Below are 20,927 nucleotides of genomic sequence, written 5' to 3' on the forward strand. Positions count from 1 at the left end.
ATATTTTTTTATAAAAAAATATAGTCGCTGAAAACTGAGTGTTTTCGCGACTAAGTGGGAAACGTAGGAAAATAATAAGAATAAAAAATAATCTCTATAAACTAAAAAAATTATAGTAAAGGTTGAATAATATTATAAATTTTAATTATGATTTTTCTAAATCAATTAATGTTTTTATTTGGTAAATGATCATATAAATAACTGTTTTTAAAATCTTGTTCAAATTTTTTAGAAATTGTATTGTTTAATTTTTTAGAATAAATTAATCCCATTGTTTGTTGATCGGCAAATAAAGCTCTAAAATCAAGATTTGTTGATCCAATAAATGTAATTTCATCATCAAATAAATAAGTTTTATTATGATTAAAAACATTATTAATAGAATAGATTTTAACTCCAGCTTTATATAATTCTCTAGTTCATTGCTTTGTTTGATCTAATAAAAAAGCTTTATCAGTTAAACCTGGAATTAAAATTCTTACATCTAATTTTGAATTAGCAGCATTAATTAAAGCAGTTCTAATTTCTTGAGGAGGAATAAAATATGGAGTTGAGATTCAAATTCTTTTTTGAGCTGAATTAATTAAATTAATAAAAATAGATAAATGTAAAGGTTCTTCATGATTTGGTCCACTTGAAACGATTTGTACTAATTGGTTTTTTGATTTAACTGGATAAATAGTGTTTAAATTTAAATTTGATTCTATTAATCTTTTTTTATTAAAAGGTTTATAAAAATCATAATCACTAATAAAAATACGTTGAATTTCACTTACAGCATTACCTGTAATTCTTAAAGAACAATCATTTCAATAACCAAACTTATTATCTAAATTAATATATTCATCACCAATATTAATTCCACCAATATAACCAATTTTATTATCAATTACTACATCTTTTCTATGATCTCTATAATTTGCTGTTCATTTAATAAATGGAAATCTTACTGGAGCAAAACAAGCAATTTGACAACCATGTTTTAATAACTTTAATCTTGATTCTTCAAATACAGTATAACTTCCTGCAAAATCATAAATTATATAAACTTTAACATTTTCTTTTAACTTTTTAATTAATAAATTAGTTAGTTGTTCTAATAACTTACCATCTTTAAAAATATAAAAATTTAATAAAATATGACTTTTAGCATTACTAATATCTTTAAATAAATTTAAAAATAATTCATTACCATTTTTTAAAAACTTAACTTCACTATTTAAAAAAATATTATTAGTTTGAGAAATCATCGCTGTTTTAAAAGCACGTTTAAATTGTGGTACTTGATTAATTAAAATTTGATCAATCTCTTTTAATTCATTATCTAAGTGCTTATTTTTAATTTCTGGTAATTTGTAACTTTTATTGATTTTATACTTATAAGATCTACCAAAAAATAAATAAGATAAAACTCCAATTATAGGAATAACAACAATAAAACAAAATCATCTGATTCTAGTTTCAAATCTTCTTTTTTTATCAGCTAATACAATAAAAGCTCAAATAATAGCTAATAAATGAAAAATCCCAAATCCAATTAAAGGTCAAGTAAAAAAATAAAGATTTAATAATAACAAACCTAAGATAGTTAAACCAAACATAAAAATTAAAGACAAAACTGTAATAATTGGTTTTTTCATTATTTTTTATTCCTTTTAATATCTAATTTACTAATTCATTTATTGTTTTTAATAATTAAAAGATTAAAGTACTTTAAAGTTAAATTTCTAATATTTTTAATATAATGATCATTGCAAATCATTTCTAAATTAAATAAATTATATGAATATTTATAATCTAGTTCTAAACTTAAATATTTTTTAATATAAACAAATAAAATTAATCAATAACAATAACTATAAGCAAGAGTTTTTTTATTTTCATCAAACATTTGACTAAAACTATTACTAATATAATTATAAATTTGATGGTTATTAAAATAAGTGTTTATAAAACTATTTGAAAATTTAATATCATATTGTTTTGCAATTTCTAATAGTTGTTTTTCATAATTTATTTCTAAACTATTATATTTTCTATTTGTTGCAATTTTATTTATAGTTAAGTTAATTTGTTTAAGTTTTACATTAGATAAACTTTGATAAAAATTATGATAAAGATAATAAATACAAAAATTCATAAAAGAAATATTAGCTCAATAATTTTTATAATTTAAGTTATGAATTTTTAAAATAATAATAAAGTTATTTAATAAAATATTAGATTTCTTATTAAAATCATGATTTTTTAAATAAATATTTTCTAAATTATTATTTTTTAAAAAATCTAAAAAAAACTTTTTCTTTTTTACTAATGCTAAATTTTTTTTAACAATTTTTCTTTTCATTTTATCACCACTAAATTACTTTTATTTTATAAAAAAAATAGGCTTTATTTTAAATAAGCCTATTTAATTAATTAAAGATTAATAGCAATAATTTCATCTTAATATAAATTTGTAATATAGTTAATTATTTTAATCTATTTAATAAAGGGACAACAAACTTAGAAACTTCTAAATTAGTTGTGCTTTGTTTTACATATAAAAATGATCTATGCTGACAATCAGCAGCCATTACTTTTCTTAACTCTTTAACAACAAATTTATTTTTAATGTTTGGTACAAAATAAAATTCAATTAATAAAATACCTTTTGGTACTATTGATTCTAAAAGCTCTAAAACATCAATTTCATTTTTTGAATATAAACCAATTAATTGAAATGTTTTATTATTAATAGAAAAAATTACAATTGCATCTAAATTAGAAATATAAAACACATTATTTCTATAATATTTTAATAAACTATAAATTGATAAAGCCCCATCTTCTCTAATATAAAATAAAGAGTTATTTTTACTACTATGAAATAATTCATCTTTAACAAACTCAAAATCAACTTGATTAGTATCTAAATCTAATCTTTTTAAAACACTTAATTTTGCATCTTTGTTAGGATCTCATTGCATAAAGTAAGTATACTCTTTTATTTTTTTAAAACCATTTCTAATTAAAACATCATCATTTTCTACATTAGAAAAAGTGTAAATAAAATCAGAAATATTTTCATATTTTTTAACAACATTTTTAATTAATTCATCAACCATTAAAGGGTTGCTTTCTTTTGATTTTGTAAAAGTATTAGTTAGCAAAATTGTATTTAAAGTAGTCTTGTTAATAATAGCTTTACTTTTAATAAAACCACTAACAGCTAAAACACCATTTCTTTCATTTACAATAGTTACTGGAACATATGCAGAATCAAAATTATTATTAATCATTCACTCTTCAAAAGTTTTTGATCCTCTTTTTTTAATGATTGTGTGCATTTCTTGTAAAAAATGCTTATTATCTCTGTAATTAAAAACTAAACTATGTGAATTCATATATATGAGTTCCTTTATATTCAATATAAATATTACCACAAATTTCTAAATTTTAGAAATCGCTTGGCTATTAGAAGACCAACATATAATAATTACTAATTTGTTTTTATCTTAAATATTTTTTTAAAATACTACTATAAATTTTTGATGGTTTATTATTAAGTTCTTTATCAAAAAAAACTTCTATATTTTGATTAAAATTAATTAAATCTTTTTTATTAGTTAAAGGATCAAAACCATGTATATTAACACTTGTTGAAATAATAGGACCAGTATTATTAATAATTTGTTTCATATCATCTCTTTTAACTAATCTAATAGCAATACTTGATGTAGTTGTTTTAAAAATAACAGTTGTTGGATCAGTATTTAATAAAAAATTTTTATCAGTTAAATCTAGAATATCTAAATCATTTAATTGATTTAAACTAGATATTAAAACTATTAAAGGTTTATTTATATCAGCTTTTTTAACCTCATTAATCTTGATTTGATTTTCTAAACTATAAATAGCTGATAGTCCATAAATAGTATCAGTTGGCAAAATAACTATTTGATTATTTTTTAACAATTTTATAGCTTTATTTATCTTAATATTTGTTAACATAATAAAACCTATTTTCTAAATATTTTCTTATTTTTAAATTTATTTCTTACAAAATCAATTGCTAATCTTTTATCTAGCATTCCTTTTAAAATAATACAAAACCCAGTAATTGTTGAAACTGTTAAAAAAGTAATACATACACTTATAATGTAACTATCATTAAAAATAGAATTAATTTTTTGATCAATATTATTTAAAAAACATAGTTTTTGATCAATATCATTAAATACTTTTATTCCAACTACATTTTTTATTGCCTCAACATATTTATATCCAATAATTTGATCTTGATCATTTGAATTTCATAAAACTAAAAGTTTATGTAATTCTAGTTGTGAAACAAAAATACTTAGTATTAAAAAAACAAGTTGACTAAATAATAAAATAAACTTAGTTTTTAAAACTAATTGAGATGATTTTTGTCCTCTAATTGAAATTGCTAATAAAAATAAAACAGTTGATAAAATAATTCCTAAAAAAATAATTGGTGAAGATAAAATTAGTAAAGGACTACTTTTTGTTAGATTTAATTGATTTTTATACTGATCAAAAATAATATTTCAATCTTTATAATCATTTAATAAATTAGGTAGTTGATGTGTTCAATAAATTAATGATTTTTCACTTCCTCTTGTTGAAATAGCAACAATATAAATTAAAATTGGAAAGCAAATCATTAATACTAAAATAATTAATCAATTTGATAAAGTTTTATCTTTAAAAGAAAAAATATTATTAACATATGTTTTAATTTTATTTTGATAAATTGTTTTGTTTTTTTGTACAAAATAGTTAATATATTTATCTTCACTATTTTCAACATATTCAAAAAATGTAATATTTTGTAAAGAAATACTTGTAACAAACATTAAAAAAATTTGAACAAAAATAATTCATCAAATACTATTAACATTAATTCAATTATAAATACTACTTGACTTTTTTTCAAACTCAATAAATTGTGTAGTTATTTTTTTAAACTCATCAATTTTATTTTCTAAACCTGTAATTACTTGATAATTAAAAAAGTCTTGAAAATAACCATAAAAATATTGTGAAATTCCTTGAAATAAAATAGTTAAAATTCCAAAAATAATAATTAAAGCAATAATTGTTTCTTTATATCTTTTATTATTTGACAAATTCACTAATGCTTTAAAACTAATAAACATTGCTATTACAATCACCAGAAACACTAAAGCTAAAATTGCTAAACCTCAAATTTGAGCTTTACTTGGCAAATTAATATGTTTAGAGATGATTTTATAATTAGTAAAATAAAAACTTAAAGAATCATGTTTAAAAATTAAATATAAATAAGCATAAAAAGGTAATAATGCTAATAAAAAAACAATTAATCCTAAAATAGATCTTAAATAAATTGAAAAGTTTTTCTTTTCAATATTTGGATCACTATCTTTAATTCTCATTGAAAACTTATTATTTATTATTTTTATTTTGAAGTTTTTATTTTTACACATATTCATCCTTAGAAATTTTTAATAATTAAATTTCTTCAATAATTGTTATAGTCTTTTTTAAAATCTCAATTATATTTTAAACAATTCTTAATCAATAATTGTTCTATTGAATCTTTTTGTAATCATCCAAATTCTAAAACTATTAAAAACTTTTTATTAACATCAACTATTTTATCTATATTTTTAATTAGAATTTCATAAAAATACAAACCTTTGTTTGGTGCAAATAAAGCAATACTTGGTTCATATTCTATAACGTTTTTATCTAAATTTTGATCATTTATATCTATATATGGAGGATTAGAAATAATTACATTTGCTTTAATATTATCTTTAATTAAAACATTAATAAAATCACCAGATAAACAAGTAGTATTTTTTAAATTAAATCTTTTAATATTTTTATTCGCTACTTTTAATGCCTTATATGAAATATCAGTTAAAATCACTTTATTTTGTTTATTTAATAAAGCACAACTTATTCCTAAACACCCACTACCAGTACATAAATCAACTATTAATAAATTATTATTATTTTTAATAAACTCACTAACATAATCAATTATTAGTTCTGATTCACTTCTAGGAATTAAAACATCTTTATTGATAAAAAAATTATTTGAATAAAAATATTTATTTTTTAAAATATATGCTAAAGGATATTTTTTTTCTAATAATTTTCAGATTTGATCTAATTTATAAAGTTGTTTTTTTGTTAAAACATAATCTAAATTACTAACAATTCATTGGTAATTTTTATTTAAAACATGTTCTAAAATATGATAAACATCAGTCTTATTCAGACTGATGTTAGTTTGTTGTAGCTCTTTTAAAATATTAAAAATAGTTTTATTCATTGTTTTTTAATTGTTCAGCTACTTTTTGACGTTGCTCTTCATTAATTAAAGCAATAATAAATTCATCAATATTACCTTCCATAACCTGATCTAATTTATTTAAAGTTAAACCGATTCTATGATCAGTAACACGATTTTGTGGGTAATTATATGTTCTAATTTTTTCAGATCTAGCACCAGTTCCAACTGCATTTTTTCTTGTTGCATCAGCTTGAGCTTGTTGTTTTTCAACTTCAGCTTCATAAACTTTTGCTCTTAACATTGTCATTGCTATATCTTTATTATCGTGTTGAGATCTTCCATCTTGACTAGTTACAACAATTCCTGTTGGTAAATGTGTAATTCTTACTGCTGAATCAGTAGTATTAACATGTTGACCACCAGCCCCAGAAGCTCTATATGTATCAATTCTTAGATCATTTGATCTAATTTCAATTTCAACTTCACTCATTTCAGGCAAAACTGCAACAGTTGCTGTTGAAGTTTGAATTCTTCCTTTAGCTTCAGTTTTTGGAACACGTTGAACACGATGAGCACCTGATTCAAATTTCAATTTAGAATAAACTCTGTCACCCTTGATCATAAACACAACTTGACTATAACCACCAGCTTCACCTAAAGATGCTTCTAAAATATTTATTTTTCAATTTTGAGTTTCAGCATAAAGTTTATACATTCTTAAAAGATCACCAGCAAAAATATTAGCTTCATCTCCACCAGCAGCACCTCTGATTTCAACAATAACATTTTTTTCATCATTTGGATCTTTTGGTAACAACATTTCTTCAATCACTTGTTGTAAATGTTCAACCTTATCGTTATTTTCATCTAATTCAATTTTTGCTAATTCAATAAGTTCAGTATCTTTTTCATTTTCTAAAATAGCTTTTGCATCTTTTATATGATCAACTGCTTTTTTATATTCAACAAATTTTTCAACAACTTCTTCTAAATTAGCTTTTTCTTTGTTTAGTTCAGTAAACTTTTTAATATCTTTTAAAATATTTTCATCTTCTAAATCTTTTTGAATTTGAAACAATCTTTTTTGCATTGTTTCTAGTGCTTCATACGTTTTAACATTCATAATTACACATCCTTTTTAGGAGCTATAAAACATTTTCTACATCTTGCTTCATAACTTTCTTTACCATCAACTAGAATTAAAGGAGAATTTCATAAAGCAGGTTGCCCATTAACAATTCTTTGAGATCTATTAGCAAAAGATCCACATAAATGACATCTAGCTCTTAGTTTAGTTACAAATTCTGCTTTTACTAGTAACTTATCTACATTTTTAAATGGTAGTCCTCTAAAGTCTTTATCTAATCCATTAACAATCACAATTATTCCATTATCTGCTAGTTGTTCAACTATATCAACAACGTTTTCATCAAAAAATTGTACTTCATCAATTCCTATAACATCAACTTGTTGGATTTGATTTTCTTTTTCAACTATTTGTTTAATTTCATTACTTGATTTTACTAAATATGAATCTAGTTTGTTTCCTGAATGTGAAATTATATTTTCAACTGAATATCTATTATCAATACTTGGTTTAAAAGCCAATACTCTTTTTTTAGCATAACTTAATACTTTTAATCGTCTTATAAATTCTTCAGTTTTTCCAGCAAACATACAACCTGTAATTAGTTCAATTCAACCCATTTTATTAGAATTATATGCTTCTATTTCATTAATATCTAATTCTATCATTACTACACTTCTCCTTTAATTAGTTGTTCTAAGTCATTAATTAAATCATTAATTTGATCTAATGAACTAATTTCAGCTCCACTAGCTAATTTATGACCTCCACCATTATATTTATTTGCAATTTTATCAATACTAAAATCTCTACTTCTTAATGAAACTTTTAAAATATCTTCTACTTGTATAATTGTAAATCAAATTTTAATTTCTTTAATTCCACTCATAACTGAAAGTGCTAATTTAATTTCTTCATAACTCAAATCTCAACCTTTTAAATCTTCATCTAATAAAACAATATAAGCAATACCAGTATTAGTTAATTTCATTTTTGAAAAACTATACATCATTCATTGTCTTAATTTTAGATCTGATACATATAAAAAGTCATTTGCTTTTTTTAAATTAGCTCCAGCTTCTAATAGCTTAGATGCAACATAAAAAGTTGTTTGATTAGTTTTATCATATAAAAATCTATTTGAATCAGTTAATAAACCTAAATATAAATTATAAGCAGCAATTGATGAAATAAATAAATTATTTTCTAAAGCCCATAAACTAATAACTTGAGTATTTGAAATACTACTATCATCTATTAAATCATTATTACAATAATCTTCAACATTTATATGATGATCAATTTTAAAACTATCAGAACTTAAATCAAATCTATTAAAATCTACTCTTTTTTTTGTAGCTGTATCAACTGTAATAATTAAACTATTTTTAACAAATTCATCATTTAAATCAGTTTCATCAATAAAAAAACTATTATCATCACTAATTCTAGACCCAACTACATAAGTAGTTTTATTTTTAAAATTATCATTAATAATGTTTGCTAATCCAATTGCACTACCTTGAGCATCTCAATCTGGTTGTTTATGTTTTGCAATAATAATATTTTGATATTGATTAATTTTATCTAATAATAGTTTTGATTTTTTTTGATCTAACATATAACTCCTTTAAATAATATTACTAATAGCATTTTTATTTATATAAAGCATAGTTTTTTCATTTTCAATAAAAGTTTTGTCTTTATTATAAAAATAAATTTTTTCTTTATTTTTAGTAATTGCACAATGCATAAATTTATCAACATATTTTTTAGATTTTATAATTTTAACTTCTAAACATAGATCATTTGGGTTTTTAAATTCAAGTGAAATTTTAAAAGGATTAAAAAACACAAAACCATTACTTTTTAAAATACAATTATTTAAAATTCATCTTCTATCTTGAATTTTAATTTGATTTTTATCAATTAGTTCATAACTAATTTTATTAATACTATTTTCACTTCTTTTTAATAAAATATCAAAAATATCAATAATTGGCATTTCTTTTAGTTCTTGTTTTATTTCTTGTTGTGTTTCTGGTTTTACTTCTAATTGATTATTAACAAAATAAATTTTTTTATCTAAATTATATACATCTTCAATTGAATCATTTAAAAAAATAAAAGTCATTAAAAGATGATGATTTTTAATACTTTTAATAGTTTCAAATAACTGGAAAAATTCTTTTTCTGATAAATGCTTTGTAATATTTGAAAAAATAATATTTCTTTTTGACAAATTAATTGCCTTTAAAATTTTTAAATAAACAATATTTAATGATAAATACTTAACACCACTTTTAATAAATCATTCAAATTTTATGTTGTACTTATTTACACTATTTGTCATTTTTTCAACAGCTTGTTTAAAAACGCTTTTAATTTCTTTCTTTTGTTGCTTTTTCATATTTAAAAATTTACGTTTTTCAACATACTCTAATTCATCTGATAAAACTCTTTCATGATATTGGTGAATTAAAAAAATAATTTCTTCACTAAGAGCTTTTGCAGTATTTCTAATAGGTTCTATAAATTCTTGTTTTTGTTTATTTTCAATATCAGTTAAAGTTTGCTGATTAGCTTTTCTTCAATCAATAAAATATTCTTGTTTTTTGTCTTGTTCTGCTCATGTAAATCTTTTTGATTTATCATTTTCTAAAAGTGCTAATGCTTTAAGATACTTACGAAACTCAAAATTTCATTGAGCTCTAAATTGATTTAATTTTCTATTTTTATAAAAAATGCTAGTTCTTAATTCAACAATTTTAGCACTAATAATTTTTAATTGTTTATTAACAGCATAATAAGTTTGTTGGTAAGTGAATTTCTTTCAACTTTTTTTAAGTTTTTTATTAGATGAATGTTTAGCATTATATTCACAACTACAATTATCTCTAAGTTCATTTAAAGTATAAACATTATCTCATAAAGTTTGTTGAAACATTAACATTATAGAAGCTGTTCTTAGTTCAGTTTTTAAGTTTTCTATTGCCTTAGAAAGTAATTTTATCTGAATAGGTCATTGTTCAGGAATTTCAAGATATTTTTTTTGATTATGTTTTTTTAAATCATTTATTGCATCATATAATGCTTTTTGTTCTTCTCTAGTTTTTGTATTAATGTAATCAGAGATTAAATTATCAATATTTTGTCTAAGTTTTTTATCATTAACTTCACCTTTACTTGCAACTAATGATAAATATTCATATTTCTTTCCAATATATTTAACTGATGCACTTCTTAAAAAGTTTTGATCAAATAATAAAGAAAGAATTAGAACTCATTTACTTGGAATCACACGTTGTATTCAAGTATCGTGTTTAATAAATTCTACATTTTTTCTAGTAAAGCCTCTATTAATAATATCAAAATCATCAATTTGAAATCTACCTGTTTTATTTTTCTTTTTACCTAGTAAAACTTTTTTAAAAAAATTCATTTGTTGTTGATTATCAATAACAATATCAACAATATGACCATCATCAGCAATTAAATTAACTTTATCTAAACTAGATTTTTTAGAACGAAAGGTTAGGTCTTTAATTTTATATGACATTAAATTAACCTCCACTTAGCACTATTATTATTTTAATGTATTTAAAAAATAAAAGAGGTCCTTAAGACCTCAAATTATTTGTTTTCTTGGTTTTTTGCTTTTTGAGCTGCAGATTGCTTTTGAGCTTCTGCTTTAATTGTATCTCTTTTAGCAAATTTTGATTTAAACTGTTCAACACGTCCAGCTACATTAGCATAAGTTTGAGCTCCAGTGTAGAAAGGATGACAATTTGAACATACATCAACTCTTACTTCTTCACCTTTAGAAGTTCCACAAACTCATTCATTTGTACAAGTTGTACAAATAAATTTTGCTTGGTCAAAATACTTTGGTTGAATATCAATTTTTGGCATAGTTATTCTCCTTGCTATGTTATCATTATGATATTAATTTACTAATAAAGTATACAATAAAATGCTCAAAAATAAAGATTTACCAAGTTAAAAAGTTGGATTATTATTTAATAATAAACTATTAAATTTTTAAATTTAGTTAGTTTTTGGATATAAGTCAGGATAATCTGAAATATAACCATTAATTAAATCTTTATACATTTTATGTATAGTTTCTACATCAGACATTTTTTTAAATGTTCAAACATTTAAAGGAATATTTAATTTTTTAAATAATTCACAATTAGATTGTTTTTTTAATAAAGTAATTGGAGGGTGTAAAAAATCAAATTTTTTACCTGATTGAACATCAAATTGAGACATTTTCTCAAATAAATATCCTGATTTGTAGTAATTTTCTTTTCTTTTTAAAATTTCTTTTAATACAACTGGACTAAATGAAGAAACTATTATTTCAACACCTTTATTACAGTATTTTTTAATTGCATTAAAAATTATATCTAATTCTTCTTCAATGTAATGATCTGGTTTGATTTCAACATTAATCATTTCATATTGGTCAAAATATTTATCCATAAATACTTCAAATAGAATAGGAGTTGCCAATGGATTTTCTACAAAATAAGGAATTTTTGTAATTTCATCATAAGTTAGAGTTTTAACACCTCTATTTAAATTTCCAATTCTTTTAAAATTATGATCATGGAAAATAATAATTTTGTCATCTTTTGTTAATCTAATGTCAAATTCAACAGCTTTACAAATTGTTAGTGCATTTTTAAAGTCATATTCACGGTTTTCTCCATAAAGACCTCTAAAACCACGGTGTGCTACTAAGATCATTATATTCACCTCTTTTAATTGTTTAAATGAATTTTTTAAATATTAATTATTTGTTGATTACTATTTAATCTATTAAGAATTTATTATAGAAATTTTATTTATTTAATAACATCATTTTTTTCTTATCAGCTTTTAGTGAAAAGTGTAAAGCAACTCCAGCTAAAAATCCAATAAATCCAAAAATAACAACAACTAGTAGAATTAATTGGTTTCCTAGTTTATCTGCAACTTGAACTCCATCTATTTGCATATGATGTTTTGATTCAATTGCTGATCTTATTTGTTTAAAGAATGCATCTGGAGTAAAAGCAATAACACTAACAATATTTACAGCAGCTGCATAACTATCATTTTGAATATTTAAATCAGTTCCAATTGGAGATCATCTAATTGTAACAACAGCTCAAGTAACAGCTCCCATTAAAATTAAGTTAAAGCAAGCTGCAACTTGTAAAATAATTCCAGATGTTTTTTTAATTGATTCTTCATTTGGATAATCTTTAGCAAATCCAGGTAAAACAATACCAATAGTAATTAGAACCATACCAATAAATAGTCCAATAAGAATTAGTGGAATATATGATTTTTGTTTATCTGCAAATCTACCAAATCAACCAGAAATCATAAAACGCATTACATAGGTTCTAAAAATCCCAATAATCATAACAGCTACTGCAGGAACATAAAATATATTTCTCATATAGTTAACATATGAAGATAGACCCATTTGTAGCATATATACACCTAAAACTAAAATAGATAATAAGTAAATGTTTTTTTGCTTTAAAACATTAACCATTGCTTTAACTGAAAATGATAATGGCTCTTCAACTTTAGGTTCTTTAATAAAAAAGATAGCAAGAATTGCAGAAATTATAATTAATGCAGCATAAACTGAAATTAAAATAAGAAATGCAATACTAATTCCATGTTCCCCACCAATTTTTCCTAGTTTTTCTGAATTTTGAAGAGATAACAATAAAGTACCAAATAAAGCAATTGTAAGTCCAATAAGACCATTTAATGCTCCTTGCATACCATTATTTTTACCAACTTGTTTTTCTTTTAATTCTTCAGGCAAACCTTCAGTATTTTGATTTTTAACAAGTTTTCACAATGGTGCTCAAAATAATGCACAAGTAGCAAAAGCAAATCCACCAAAAATAAAATATAGTTGCACTTTTGTAGCAATTAATAAACCACCAGTAAGAGTTGCACTATTATTACCAGCAATAATTGGAATAACTGGTACTAAAACATATCAAACTCCAAGTGCTCCAGTAATTAAAATACCAATAACTACTAATGATTTTGCTCTAAACTTATCACCTAGATATGATCCTAATAAATAACAAGGTATAGCAACAAAACCATAAACAGCACCCGCTTGTGAATAGTCGGCTTGATTTAATTTAAAATTTAAGTTCATGTTAGGAATAAAATTATCCATATAAAACGGAATAGCCATAATAGCAACATCAGCTAGTGCTAAAATGAATAAAACAAAATTTTCTTTAACAAATTTAAATATTTTATTTTTAACCAAAACATATTCCTTTCTATATTGTATAAGGTTAAATATATAACCTTATAATCTAATTTTATGCTAATAGCTGTATAAATACTTGCAAATAAAATAGTAAATTGAAAATATATTAATCTTTGTTTAGACTACTTTAGATCAACTACAATTATAGTAGGTAATTTTAATTAATTACCTACATACAGAAAGGTAAGTGTCCTATGACAAAAACAACAAAACCAAATCCTTTCACAAATTTTATAAATAAAACTTTTAAAACTTTTAATAAAAAAACATTATTTGTTATTATGCTACTAGCTGTTTCAGATACTTTAGTGTTTATTTTTCCTTCTTATTTAAGAAACGTTATGAGTTCTGAAGTAATAAGTTTATATTTGGGAGTAAAAACTGAGCATTTATCTCAAGCTAGTGCAATTTATGGTTATATTTCTTTAGCAATTTATTTTTTTGGTTCAATATTAGGAGATAAACTTAGTGTTAAGTGATTAACTATTATAGGTCTTGCAACATTTGGAGTTTCTGGAGCTTGATATGGATCAATTGGTTTAACTGCTGGTGGAGCTTTAGTTCAAAGTGCTAATGGTCCAATTTTAAATGAAGCTGGTGTTCAATCACGTTTTATTCAATTATGTATTATTTATGCAATTTGAGCTTTTGCTAAAATCATTTTTTGAGCTCCATTATGAAAATTATTATCTCAACAAGGTAAACCAGAGCAAAATGGTATTTTAAATGGAATACATGGTAGTTTTAATGGATTTGCAGGAACAGTTTTAGTTTCAATTGGATATATTTTATTTTTTGTATTAACTCCTTTATTTGCTGGGAAAAACATTTCAACTCCTAGTGTATGAAACTTTTCAATCATGATTTATATGTTTTGTGGATTAATCGCAATAACTGTTATTTTATTAATATTTACAGTTAAAGAAGATAAATCAGAAAAAGAAGAAAACACTTCATTTAACATAAAAGATGTATTTGGAATATTAAAAAATGTAAAAATTTGATTAGTATCACTTGTTGTTATGGGTGTTTATATGTATCAAATGGGGTTAAGCATTTTAGTTTCTTATTTAGAAGTATCACTTCAAGTTTCAGCAATAGCTGTCTTCATAGGTGGATTATTAAGAACTTATTTATTTAGATTTATTTTCTCAGCTCCTGCTGGTAAAATAGCTGATAAAACTGGTAAATATGTTAAATTCTTAATGACTGGTATCTTAATAGGAACTTTTTTAGTAACAACAGTTTTACTATTACCTGGACACAAAGTTGGTTGAATAATAGAAAAAGCTCCTAAATGATACTTATGAACAGTAAGAGTTATTGTTTATACATTCTTTTTATGTTTAGGCGCTTTATGTTGAGGTTTAGTAACTAATAGATGGGCTACTTTGTTTGAAATTGGAATTGATAGAAAACATTATGCTTCAGCTGTTGGAATTGTTAGTGTTGTAGCCTTTACTCCAGATGCTTGATTTCAACAATTACAAGCAGTTCTAATTGCTAAATATAAAGTTGCTGATCCTCTAATAAAAGGTGGTTATAACAATCAATTTGCCTATCAAATTTTAATGATAGTGATTGTTGTTATTAGTTTAGTTGGATTTGCTGCTGGTGCTTTATTAATCTATTTAAATAATAAAGATAAGAAACTTGCTCAAATCCAAGCTCAAGTTCAACAAATCAAAAAATAAATAATCAAATAATTATAATTGACTCACTTATGTGAGTCTTTTTATTAAAAAATGGATTATTCAAAATCTAAATATTCATTTGATTTTGAATAAATATCAATTTTATTATTAATTTGAACTTTGCTTGCAACCCAATAATCGCTTTTATTACACAAACTAATAAATTCTTCAACTCTGTTTTTATTATCAATTGATCTAAAAGTTATAACTAAACTAAATTTTATTGATTTATTATTTATGTTATCAGTTCTAGTTTTTCTAATTACTCTAATACCTCATCTACTATTTGTTGTTTTTATAAAATGTCTTTTATTACCCTTAAGAGTTTTAGATCATTTGACTATAGATTTAACAGTGTTTCATTTTGCAAATATTTTTCTAGCTTCATCTTCATAAATATAAGTATTTGAACTAGAACTAGATTGATTGTTCTCATTTATATCATTTATAGATTCAGACTGATTTTTTATTGGTCCAAATTGAATATCTAATTCATCTTGTGTATAGTCAACACCTTGTCTTCTTTGTGATTCAGCAAAATAAACAAAAGTAAGTTTTGCAATAAAAGGAAATTTACTATTTTGAGTTGGAATTGGTAAGTTGTAATTATATGTATAATAAACTTTTGTATTATATGATAACAAAACTTTTATATCACTATTTTTTGATTGTAGTATTTCATTAATATGTATAGGAACTACACCATATCCAATAAGATCTCTATTATGATTTTCTTGTCTATCAAATTTGATTGCTGAGTCAATTATTAATGCTTTTGCTTCTTCTTTGCTGTAATTCATTTTATAAATCAAATAAGCTACTTTTCTAGTAATTCATGGAGCAGCAAATGAAGTGCCTTGAACTTTTGCTTCTCCATAACAACCACATACAGTAATTTTATTATTATCAACTCCACCATAATAACTAATATCAGGTTTATTAAAATATGTTAATACAGGCCCTTTGCGAGAATAATTTGCTGGTTTATTTTTAAAATCTACTGAATTAACTACAATTGAATTTATTGAATCAGCAGGTGAACCTACTATTCTTTGTTTACATTCTCTATCATTAGTACCTGCAACAATAAAAATAACATCATTTTCATACTGTAATTGATCAAGTAGAGAACCTAATAATGAAATATAATTAGAATTAACTGAATAAATTGAACCTAGTGATAAATTTCAAACTTTTATATCCAAGTTATTAGTAACAATTGATTTTATTTTTTTAAATAGAGTTGAGGCATTTGCACTAGAATGTGGCATAACACCAAAGTGTCTAACTCTAAACCTTCCACATCCATCTTCTAATTTCTTATTAAAAGATGGGCCATCAACAATAATAGAACTAACTTGAGTGCCATGCTCGTAGTCTTTAGAATCTAATAAAATATCATCAGAAATTTCTTTTCTAAAGTCTACTCATTTAGAAAAATAAACATCTTTACAAAACATTGTATCAATAACGCCAACTATTGGTTCATCAGTTGGATCTGGTATAGAAATAATATCACTTATTGTTGTTTTTTCTTCTTTATCATCTATTACAAATTTAGTAAGTTCTTCAACTGACATAGATATTAAAAAAGGTGCTCTAGTTTTTAATTCATCATACTGATCTCTATCTAAAAACAAAGTGTGATCATCAATAAAATTTGACATATTAACATCAATTCCGAGTTTATTTAGCAAATCAACAGCTTTTATACCTATATCATATAAAGTTACTACACTATCAACATTCTTATCACTATGGTTAGTTTTTACAAAAATTTCTTCTACATAGTTAATATCCACTAAAGTTGATATAAAAACCGTTTTGTTAAGAAATTCATGTCTTTGAATTTCCTTTTTTATGGGTAAATATTCTTCATTATAAATTAGCTTAATTAAATTATTATCAATTTGATTAAAATTACTTTTATTTAAAATATTGATTATTGCATCTAATCTCTTTATTGCTTCTTGCAAATCTTTTTGTGTCAAATAATAAGTAATAACTTGTTTTTTAACTAACTTTTTTTCAGTTGATTCATCTAAAAAACTTGAACCTATAATATGTTCATTATTTTTTTGTAATTTTTTTAATAATAAATAACTTATTCTTTTACTTTTAGAAATAATTCTTTTATATTTAACGTTTATTATTGGATTAATATCTATTTTTTGTTTTTTCCAAAAACTAGATGCTTTTATTAATTCATTAAGTATTTTTTCAAGATGTTCTATTCTTATAGTAGATATTTTTGGTATTTCAAGACCACTAGATTTTTTAGTATTTTTACCTAGCTCAAAATCCCCTTTTAATATAATAAGATTATTCATTCAAGTTTGGCTCCTTTACTTTAAGAGCTACACTACTTTTTGATAAACCTTTTAAAATTTCGATTTCTCGTACAGTAAAGTTATGTTTGTTAAGCTCTTTAATGTCAAACTTATCATCAGTTATTTTTTTATAAATCTTTTTTAAATAATCATACTGTTCTTTAGGATCACTTAAATAAATACTTGATTTAATAATATTTTTTAAATCACCAGGAAAAATCAATTCGTCTGATAATGAAACAATTTTTCTAAATAATCTTAATTCACTTTTAATGTTATCTACTTTTTTAATATAATGCTTTAATATAATTTCAGCTATATCTAACATATCTTCTTTTGAATATCTATTAAAATCAATTACAAGATCAAATCTTCTGATTAAAGCTTTATCAAAATGTTTAAAAAGATTTGTTGTTGCAAAAACAATAATATCAGAATCTAGTTTATCTAAACCCTGAAAAACAGCAGTTGTTACTCTACCCATTTCTCTTAGATCAGTTTTGTTTGTTCTATCTAAGGCCAAAGCATCAATTTCATCAAAACAGATAATAATTTTTTTTGAATGTGGAGTTTCATTAATTTTTTGAAATAACTCAGCAATGTTTTTATTTGATTGACCTAAACGAGAATCAATTAGATTATTAAAATCAACCATAAAAAGATTTCTATTTAGTATTCTTGCTATTTGTTTTACAGTTTCAGTTTTTCCAGTTCCAGGAAAACCTTGAAATAAGAACTTATTTATCCTTCTATTTTTACTAATAGCATTAATAACTCCTTTTATTTCTTCACTTATAACTTGTGGAAGTGGTAAAGGCTCATTATTTTTTTCAAGTTCTATTTTTTGAGTAAACGGTATTTGAATATCATATTCTTCGTCTATTTGTGGAACAAAATGATTTGCATCTCTTAACATAAATAAAACATATTCACCTAATTCATCATCACCCATTTTATAAAATTCTTCAGCTATAATACATGCTTCTTTTCTAAAAGATATGTCGTTTTCTTCTATATGATATCTAATCAAATTTAAAACATTTGCCTTTTTCATAATTTCAACTCTTTTCAAGATTATTATATTTTATGCTGGACAAAAAATAATAAAATAGGACAAAAAATAGAAAATTTATTTTTTCATTTTCCTTTTTCAGTACTAAAAAAGTTGCTTGTATTACAAAGCAACTTTTAAATTAATTATTCAGCTTTTCCTTGACAACCAAATCAACTTGTTAATTCTAAAAATGTAGTTTTTAAAGCATCATATCCTGGTTTTAGTAATTTACGAGGATCAAATCCCTTTTTAAAATCATCAAGATCTTTTTCTTCTTCAATATATTTTCTAGTTGCATCTCTAAAAGCTAATTGTAGTTCAGTATTTACATTAATCTTTGAAATTCCCATAGAAATTGCTTTTTTAACTTGATCTTGTGGAATTCCTGAACCACCATGCAGTACCATTGGCATTTTGCAAGCTTGTTGTAATTTTTCTAAAGTTTCAAATGAAAGTGATTGTCATCATGATGGATATTTACCATGAATATTTCCAATTCCAGCAGCTAGCATAGTAATTCCAGTTTTTGAAATTTCCTCAGCTTGTTGTGGATCTCCTAATTCACCTTGACCAATAACTCCATCTTCTTCTCCACCAATTGAACCAATTTCAGCTTCAACTGAAACTTCATATTCTTCAGCAAATTCAATCAATTCTTTAGTCATTTTTAAATTTTCTTCATACGGGAAATGTGAACCATCAAACATTACTGATGAATAACCGGCTAAAATACATTTTTTAGCCATTTCTAATGATTGTCCATGATCTAAGTGTAAAGCAACTGGTACTGTAATATTTAAATAATCTAATAATCCATTAACCATTCCTACAACAGCATTAACACCACCCATATATTTTATAGCACCTTCACTCGTAGCTATAATAACTGGTGTTTTAGAAGCTTCAGCTGCTTCTAAAATTGCTTTTGTTCATTCTAAATTATTAATATTAAAGTGACCTATTGCATATCTTTTTTTATGCGCATCACTTACCATTTGTTTAGCATTAACTAATTTTTTGTGATATAACTTTGGCATTATATTACTTCCTTTATTTAAATCTATTTTAATATTATCATTTTCTAATGTTTTAATGACAACATATAAGTTCATAATTAGTAAATGTACAAATATACTTAGTAATTTAGTTAGTAAAAACATAGAAAAACCTAGTATTTACTAGGTTAAAATTACTTTTTAAATCTTTTAATTAAATAAGGTGTACTAACTGCTAAAGAAGTTAACAAAACTTGACTTCCAACAACAATACCAACAATTGCAGGAGTTGAAAGCTTTTTAGATTGTTGATTTGTTGTACTCAAATTAGCTTTTGGTATTTCTAAACCTTTCTTTGAATCTGGTGTTGGTTTTAATGTTGGTGAATATTTTGTAGCAGGAGTTATTATTCTAGTTCAAGGTATATTAACTTTAGGCTTTGGTGGAGATGGATGAATAATTACTTTAGGCACTCTTGTTTCTGGTTTTTTAATAATTGGGTCGTTAATTTCTGGTTGTTTTCAAACAGGTCTTTTATTAGGTTCATGAGAAAAACCGCTTCCTCTAGAAAAATTTTTATTATTTTTAACTCTATCCACTTTTCAATCTTTTAAATTTTGATCAAAATTTGTCGCTCCATCAAACATAGATTCCATAGTTTCTACATTGCTAGTAGTTCATTTTAATGGTTTACCACCATTATTGAATTTAATAGCATTTTTAAACATACCATTCATATTGGTTACTTTAGAAGTATCCCAAAATGATAAATCAATATCAACAATTGAATTATTTGAAAAAACATAACTCATATCAGTAATGTTCTTTGTATCTCATCTTTCAAATCCGGTTACAATTACATCACCTGTATTCCTATAGGAAAAAGCTCCATAAAGACTTGTAATCTCAGGTGGTAAAGAACTAGAAACTTTTTTAACTGTTTTTGGTATTCCTTTTATTGTAATAGCTCCATTTCTTGTTCAATATCCAATTTCAGTTATTTCTGTTTTATCTGTATTGTATACATGGCTTTTTTCATCTTTTCTATTTATTTTTCTAGAACTACTTTGCTGATAAATTATGTTGTTAGACCATTTTATAGGCAACAATGTAAGGAAAGTAAAAATTAATATGTTAGGCAATAATAATAAAATTATTTTTTTCATAATTG

The 20,927-nt window shown here is 23.3% G+C and carries 18 protein-coding genes; 1 reads left to right on the forward strand and 17 read right to left on the reverse strand.

The window, feature by feature from the left end; genetic code table 4:
* Nucleotides 1–110: 110 nt before the first annotated feature.
* The 13 genes from cls to V2P32_RS04465 form a co-directional block, all read right to left on the reverse strand.
* A complete protein-coding gene (gene cls / locus V2P32_RS04405) occupies nucleotides 111–1,640 on the reverse strand; it encodes a cardiolipin synthase (RefSeq protein WP_434343472.1) in 1,530 nt (509 codons plus the stop codon).
* On the reverse strand, nucleotides 1,640–2,347 hold the full coding sequence (locus V2P32_RS04410) for a hypothetical protein (RefSeq protein WP_434343473.1): 708 nt from the start codon (nucleotides 2,345–2,347) through the stop codon (nucleotides 1,640–1,642). The genes cls and V2P32_RS04410 overlap by 1 nt, the downstream gene beginning before the upstream one ends.
* Before the next feature lie 124 nt (nucleotides 2,348–2,471).
* Nucleotides 2,472–3,386, reverse strand: a complete 915-nt coding sequence (locus V2P32_RS04415; RefSeq protein ID WP_434343474.1) for a hypothetical protein — start codon at nucleotides 3,384–3,386, stop codon at nucleotides 2,472–2,474.
* 106 nt (nucleotides 3,387–3,492) lie between these two features.
* Nucleotides 3,493–3,993 (reverse strand): L-threonylcarbamoyladenylate synthase, encoded by a 501-nt coding sequence (locus V2P32_RS04420; RefSeq protein ID WP_434343475.1) that lies wholly within the window; start codon nucleotides 3,991–3,993, stop codon nucleotides 3,493–3,495.
* Nucleotides 3,994–4,001: 8 nt separating this feature from the next.
* A complete protein-coding gene (locus V2P32_RS04425) occupies nucleotides 4,002–5,474 on the reverse strand; it encodes a hypothetical protein (RefSeq protein WP_434343476.1) in 1,473 nt (490 codons plus the stop codon).
* 8 nt (nucleotides 5,475–5,482) lie between these two features.
* Nucleotides 5,483–6,331, reverse strand: coding sequence for a peptide chain release factor N(5)-glutamine methyltransferase (prmC, locus tag V2P32_RS04430; RefSeq protein ID WP_434343477.1), 849 nt, complete (start codon nucleotides 6,329–6,331; stop codon nucleotides 5,483–5,485).
* The gene (prfA, locus tag V2P32_RS04435; protein WP_434343478.1) at nucleotides 6,324–7,415 is read right to left on the reverse strand and encodes a peptide chain release factor 1; all 1,092 of its coding nucleotides are present in this window, start codon (nucleotides 7,413–7,415) and stop codon (nucleotides 6,324–6,326) included. The genes prmC and prfA overlap by 8 nt, the downstream gene beginning before the upstream one ends.
* Before the next feature lie 2 nt (nucleotides 7,416–7,417).
* Nucleotides 7,418–8,047 (reverse strand): thymidine kinase, encoded by a 630-nt coding sequence (locus V2P32_RS04440; protein WP_434343479.1) that lies wholly within the window; start codon nucleotides 8,045–8,047, stop codon nucleotides 7,418–7,420.
* A gap of 2 nt (nucleotides 8,048–8,049) precedes the next feature.
* Entirely contained in the window at nucleotides 8,050–9,000 is a 951-nt protein-coding gene (locus tag V2P32_RS04445) for a DHH family phosphoesterase (RefSeq protein ID WP_434343480.1), read from the reverse strand.
* Nucleotides 9,001–9,009: 9 nt separating this feature from the next.
* Nucleotides 9,010–10,938, reverse strand: a complete 1,929-nt coding sequence (locus V2P32_RS04450; RefSeq protein ID WP_434343481.1) for a hypothetical protein — start codon at nucleotides 10,936–10,938, stop codon at nucleotides 9,010–9,012.
* 74 nt (nucleotides 10,939–11,012) lie between these two features.
* Nucleotides 11,013–11,291 (reverse strand): 50S ribosomal protein L31, encoded by a 279-nt coding sequence (gene rpmE / locus V2P32_RS04455; RefSeq protein ID WP_013447505.1) that lies wholly within the window; start codon nucleotides 11,289–11,291, stop codon nucleotides 11,013–11,015.
* Between the two features lie 135 nt (nucleotides 11,292–11,426).
* A complete protein-coding gene (locus V2P32_RS04460) occupies nucleotides 11,427–12,134 on the reverse strand; it encodes a glycerophosphodiester phosphodiesterase (protein WP_434343482.1) in 708 nt (235 codons plus the stop codon).
* Between the two features lie 94 nt (nucleotides 12,135–12,228).
* Nucleotides 12,229–13,680: a hypothetical protein gene (locus V2P32_RS04465; RefSeq protein WP_434343483.1), complete on the reverse strand. Its 1,452-nt coding sequence runs from the start codon at nucleotides 13,678–13,680 to the stop codon at nucleotides 12,229–12,231.
* A gap of 197 nt (nucleotides 13,681–13,877) precedes the next feature.
* Here V2P32_RS04465 and V2P32_RS04470 point away from each other — a divergent pair, with 197 nt between their 5' ends.
* Entirely contained in the window at nucleotides 13,878–15,377 is a 1,500-nt protein-coding gene (locus V2P32_RS04470) for an MFS transporter (protein WP_434343484.1), read from the forward strand.
* Nucleotides 15,378–15,433: 56 nt separating this feature from the next.
* Here V2P32_RS04470 and V2P32_RS04475 read toward each other — a convergent pair whose 3' ends face one another.
* The 4 genes from V2P32_RS04475 to V2P32_RS04490 all read right to left on the reverse strand — a co-directional run bounded on the left by V2P32_RS04475 (nucleotide 15,434) and on the right by V2P32_RS04490 (nucleotide 20,922).
* The gene (locus V2P32_RS04475; protein ID WP_434343485.1) at nucleotides 15,434–17,707 is read right to left on the reverse strand and encodes a S8 family peptidase; all 2,274 of its coding nucleotides are present in this window, start codon (nucleotides 17,705–17,707) and stop codon (nucleotides 15,434–15,436) included.
* Nucleotides 17,700–18,761: an AAA family ATPase gene (locus tag V2P32_RS04480; RefSeq protein ID WP_434343486.1), complete on the reverse strand. Its 1,062-nt coding sequence runs from the start codon at nucleotides 18,759–18,761 to the stop codon at nucleotides 17,700–17,702. The genes V2P32_RS04475 and V2P32_RS04480 overlap by 8 nt, the downstream gene beginning before the upstream one ends.
* A gap of 143 nt (nucleotides 18,762–18,904) precedes the next feature.
* Nucleotides 18,905–19,798, reverse strand: coding sequence for a class II fructose-1,6-bisphosphate aldolase (fba, locus tag V2P32_RS04485; protein WP_434343998.1), 894 nt, complete (start codon nucleotides 19,796–19,798; stop codon nucleotides 18,905–18,907).
* Between the two features lie 152 nt (nucleotides 19,799–19,950).
* The gene (locus V2P32_RS04490) at nucleotides 19,951–20,922 is read right to left on the reverse strand and encodes a BspA family leucine-rich repeat surface protein (RefSeq protein ID WP_434343487.1); all 972 of its coding nucleotides are present in this window, start codon (nucleotides 20,920–20,922) and stop codon (nucleotides 19,951–19,953) included.
* Nucleotides 20,923–20,927: the final 5 nt, after the last annotated feature.

The sequence above is a fragment of the Mycoplasma sp. 06067-C1-B144P-99-0482-3 genome (genome assembly GCF_051053925.1).
GTDB classification, from domain to species: Bacteria; Bacillota_I; Bacilli_A; order Mycoplasmatales; family Mycoplasmataceae; genus Mycoplasma; species Mycoplasma leachii.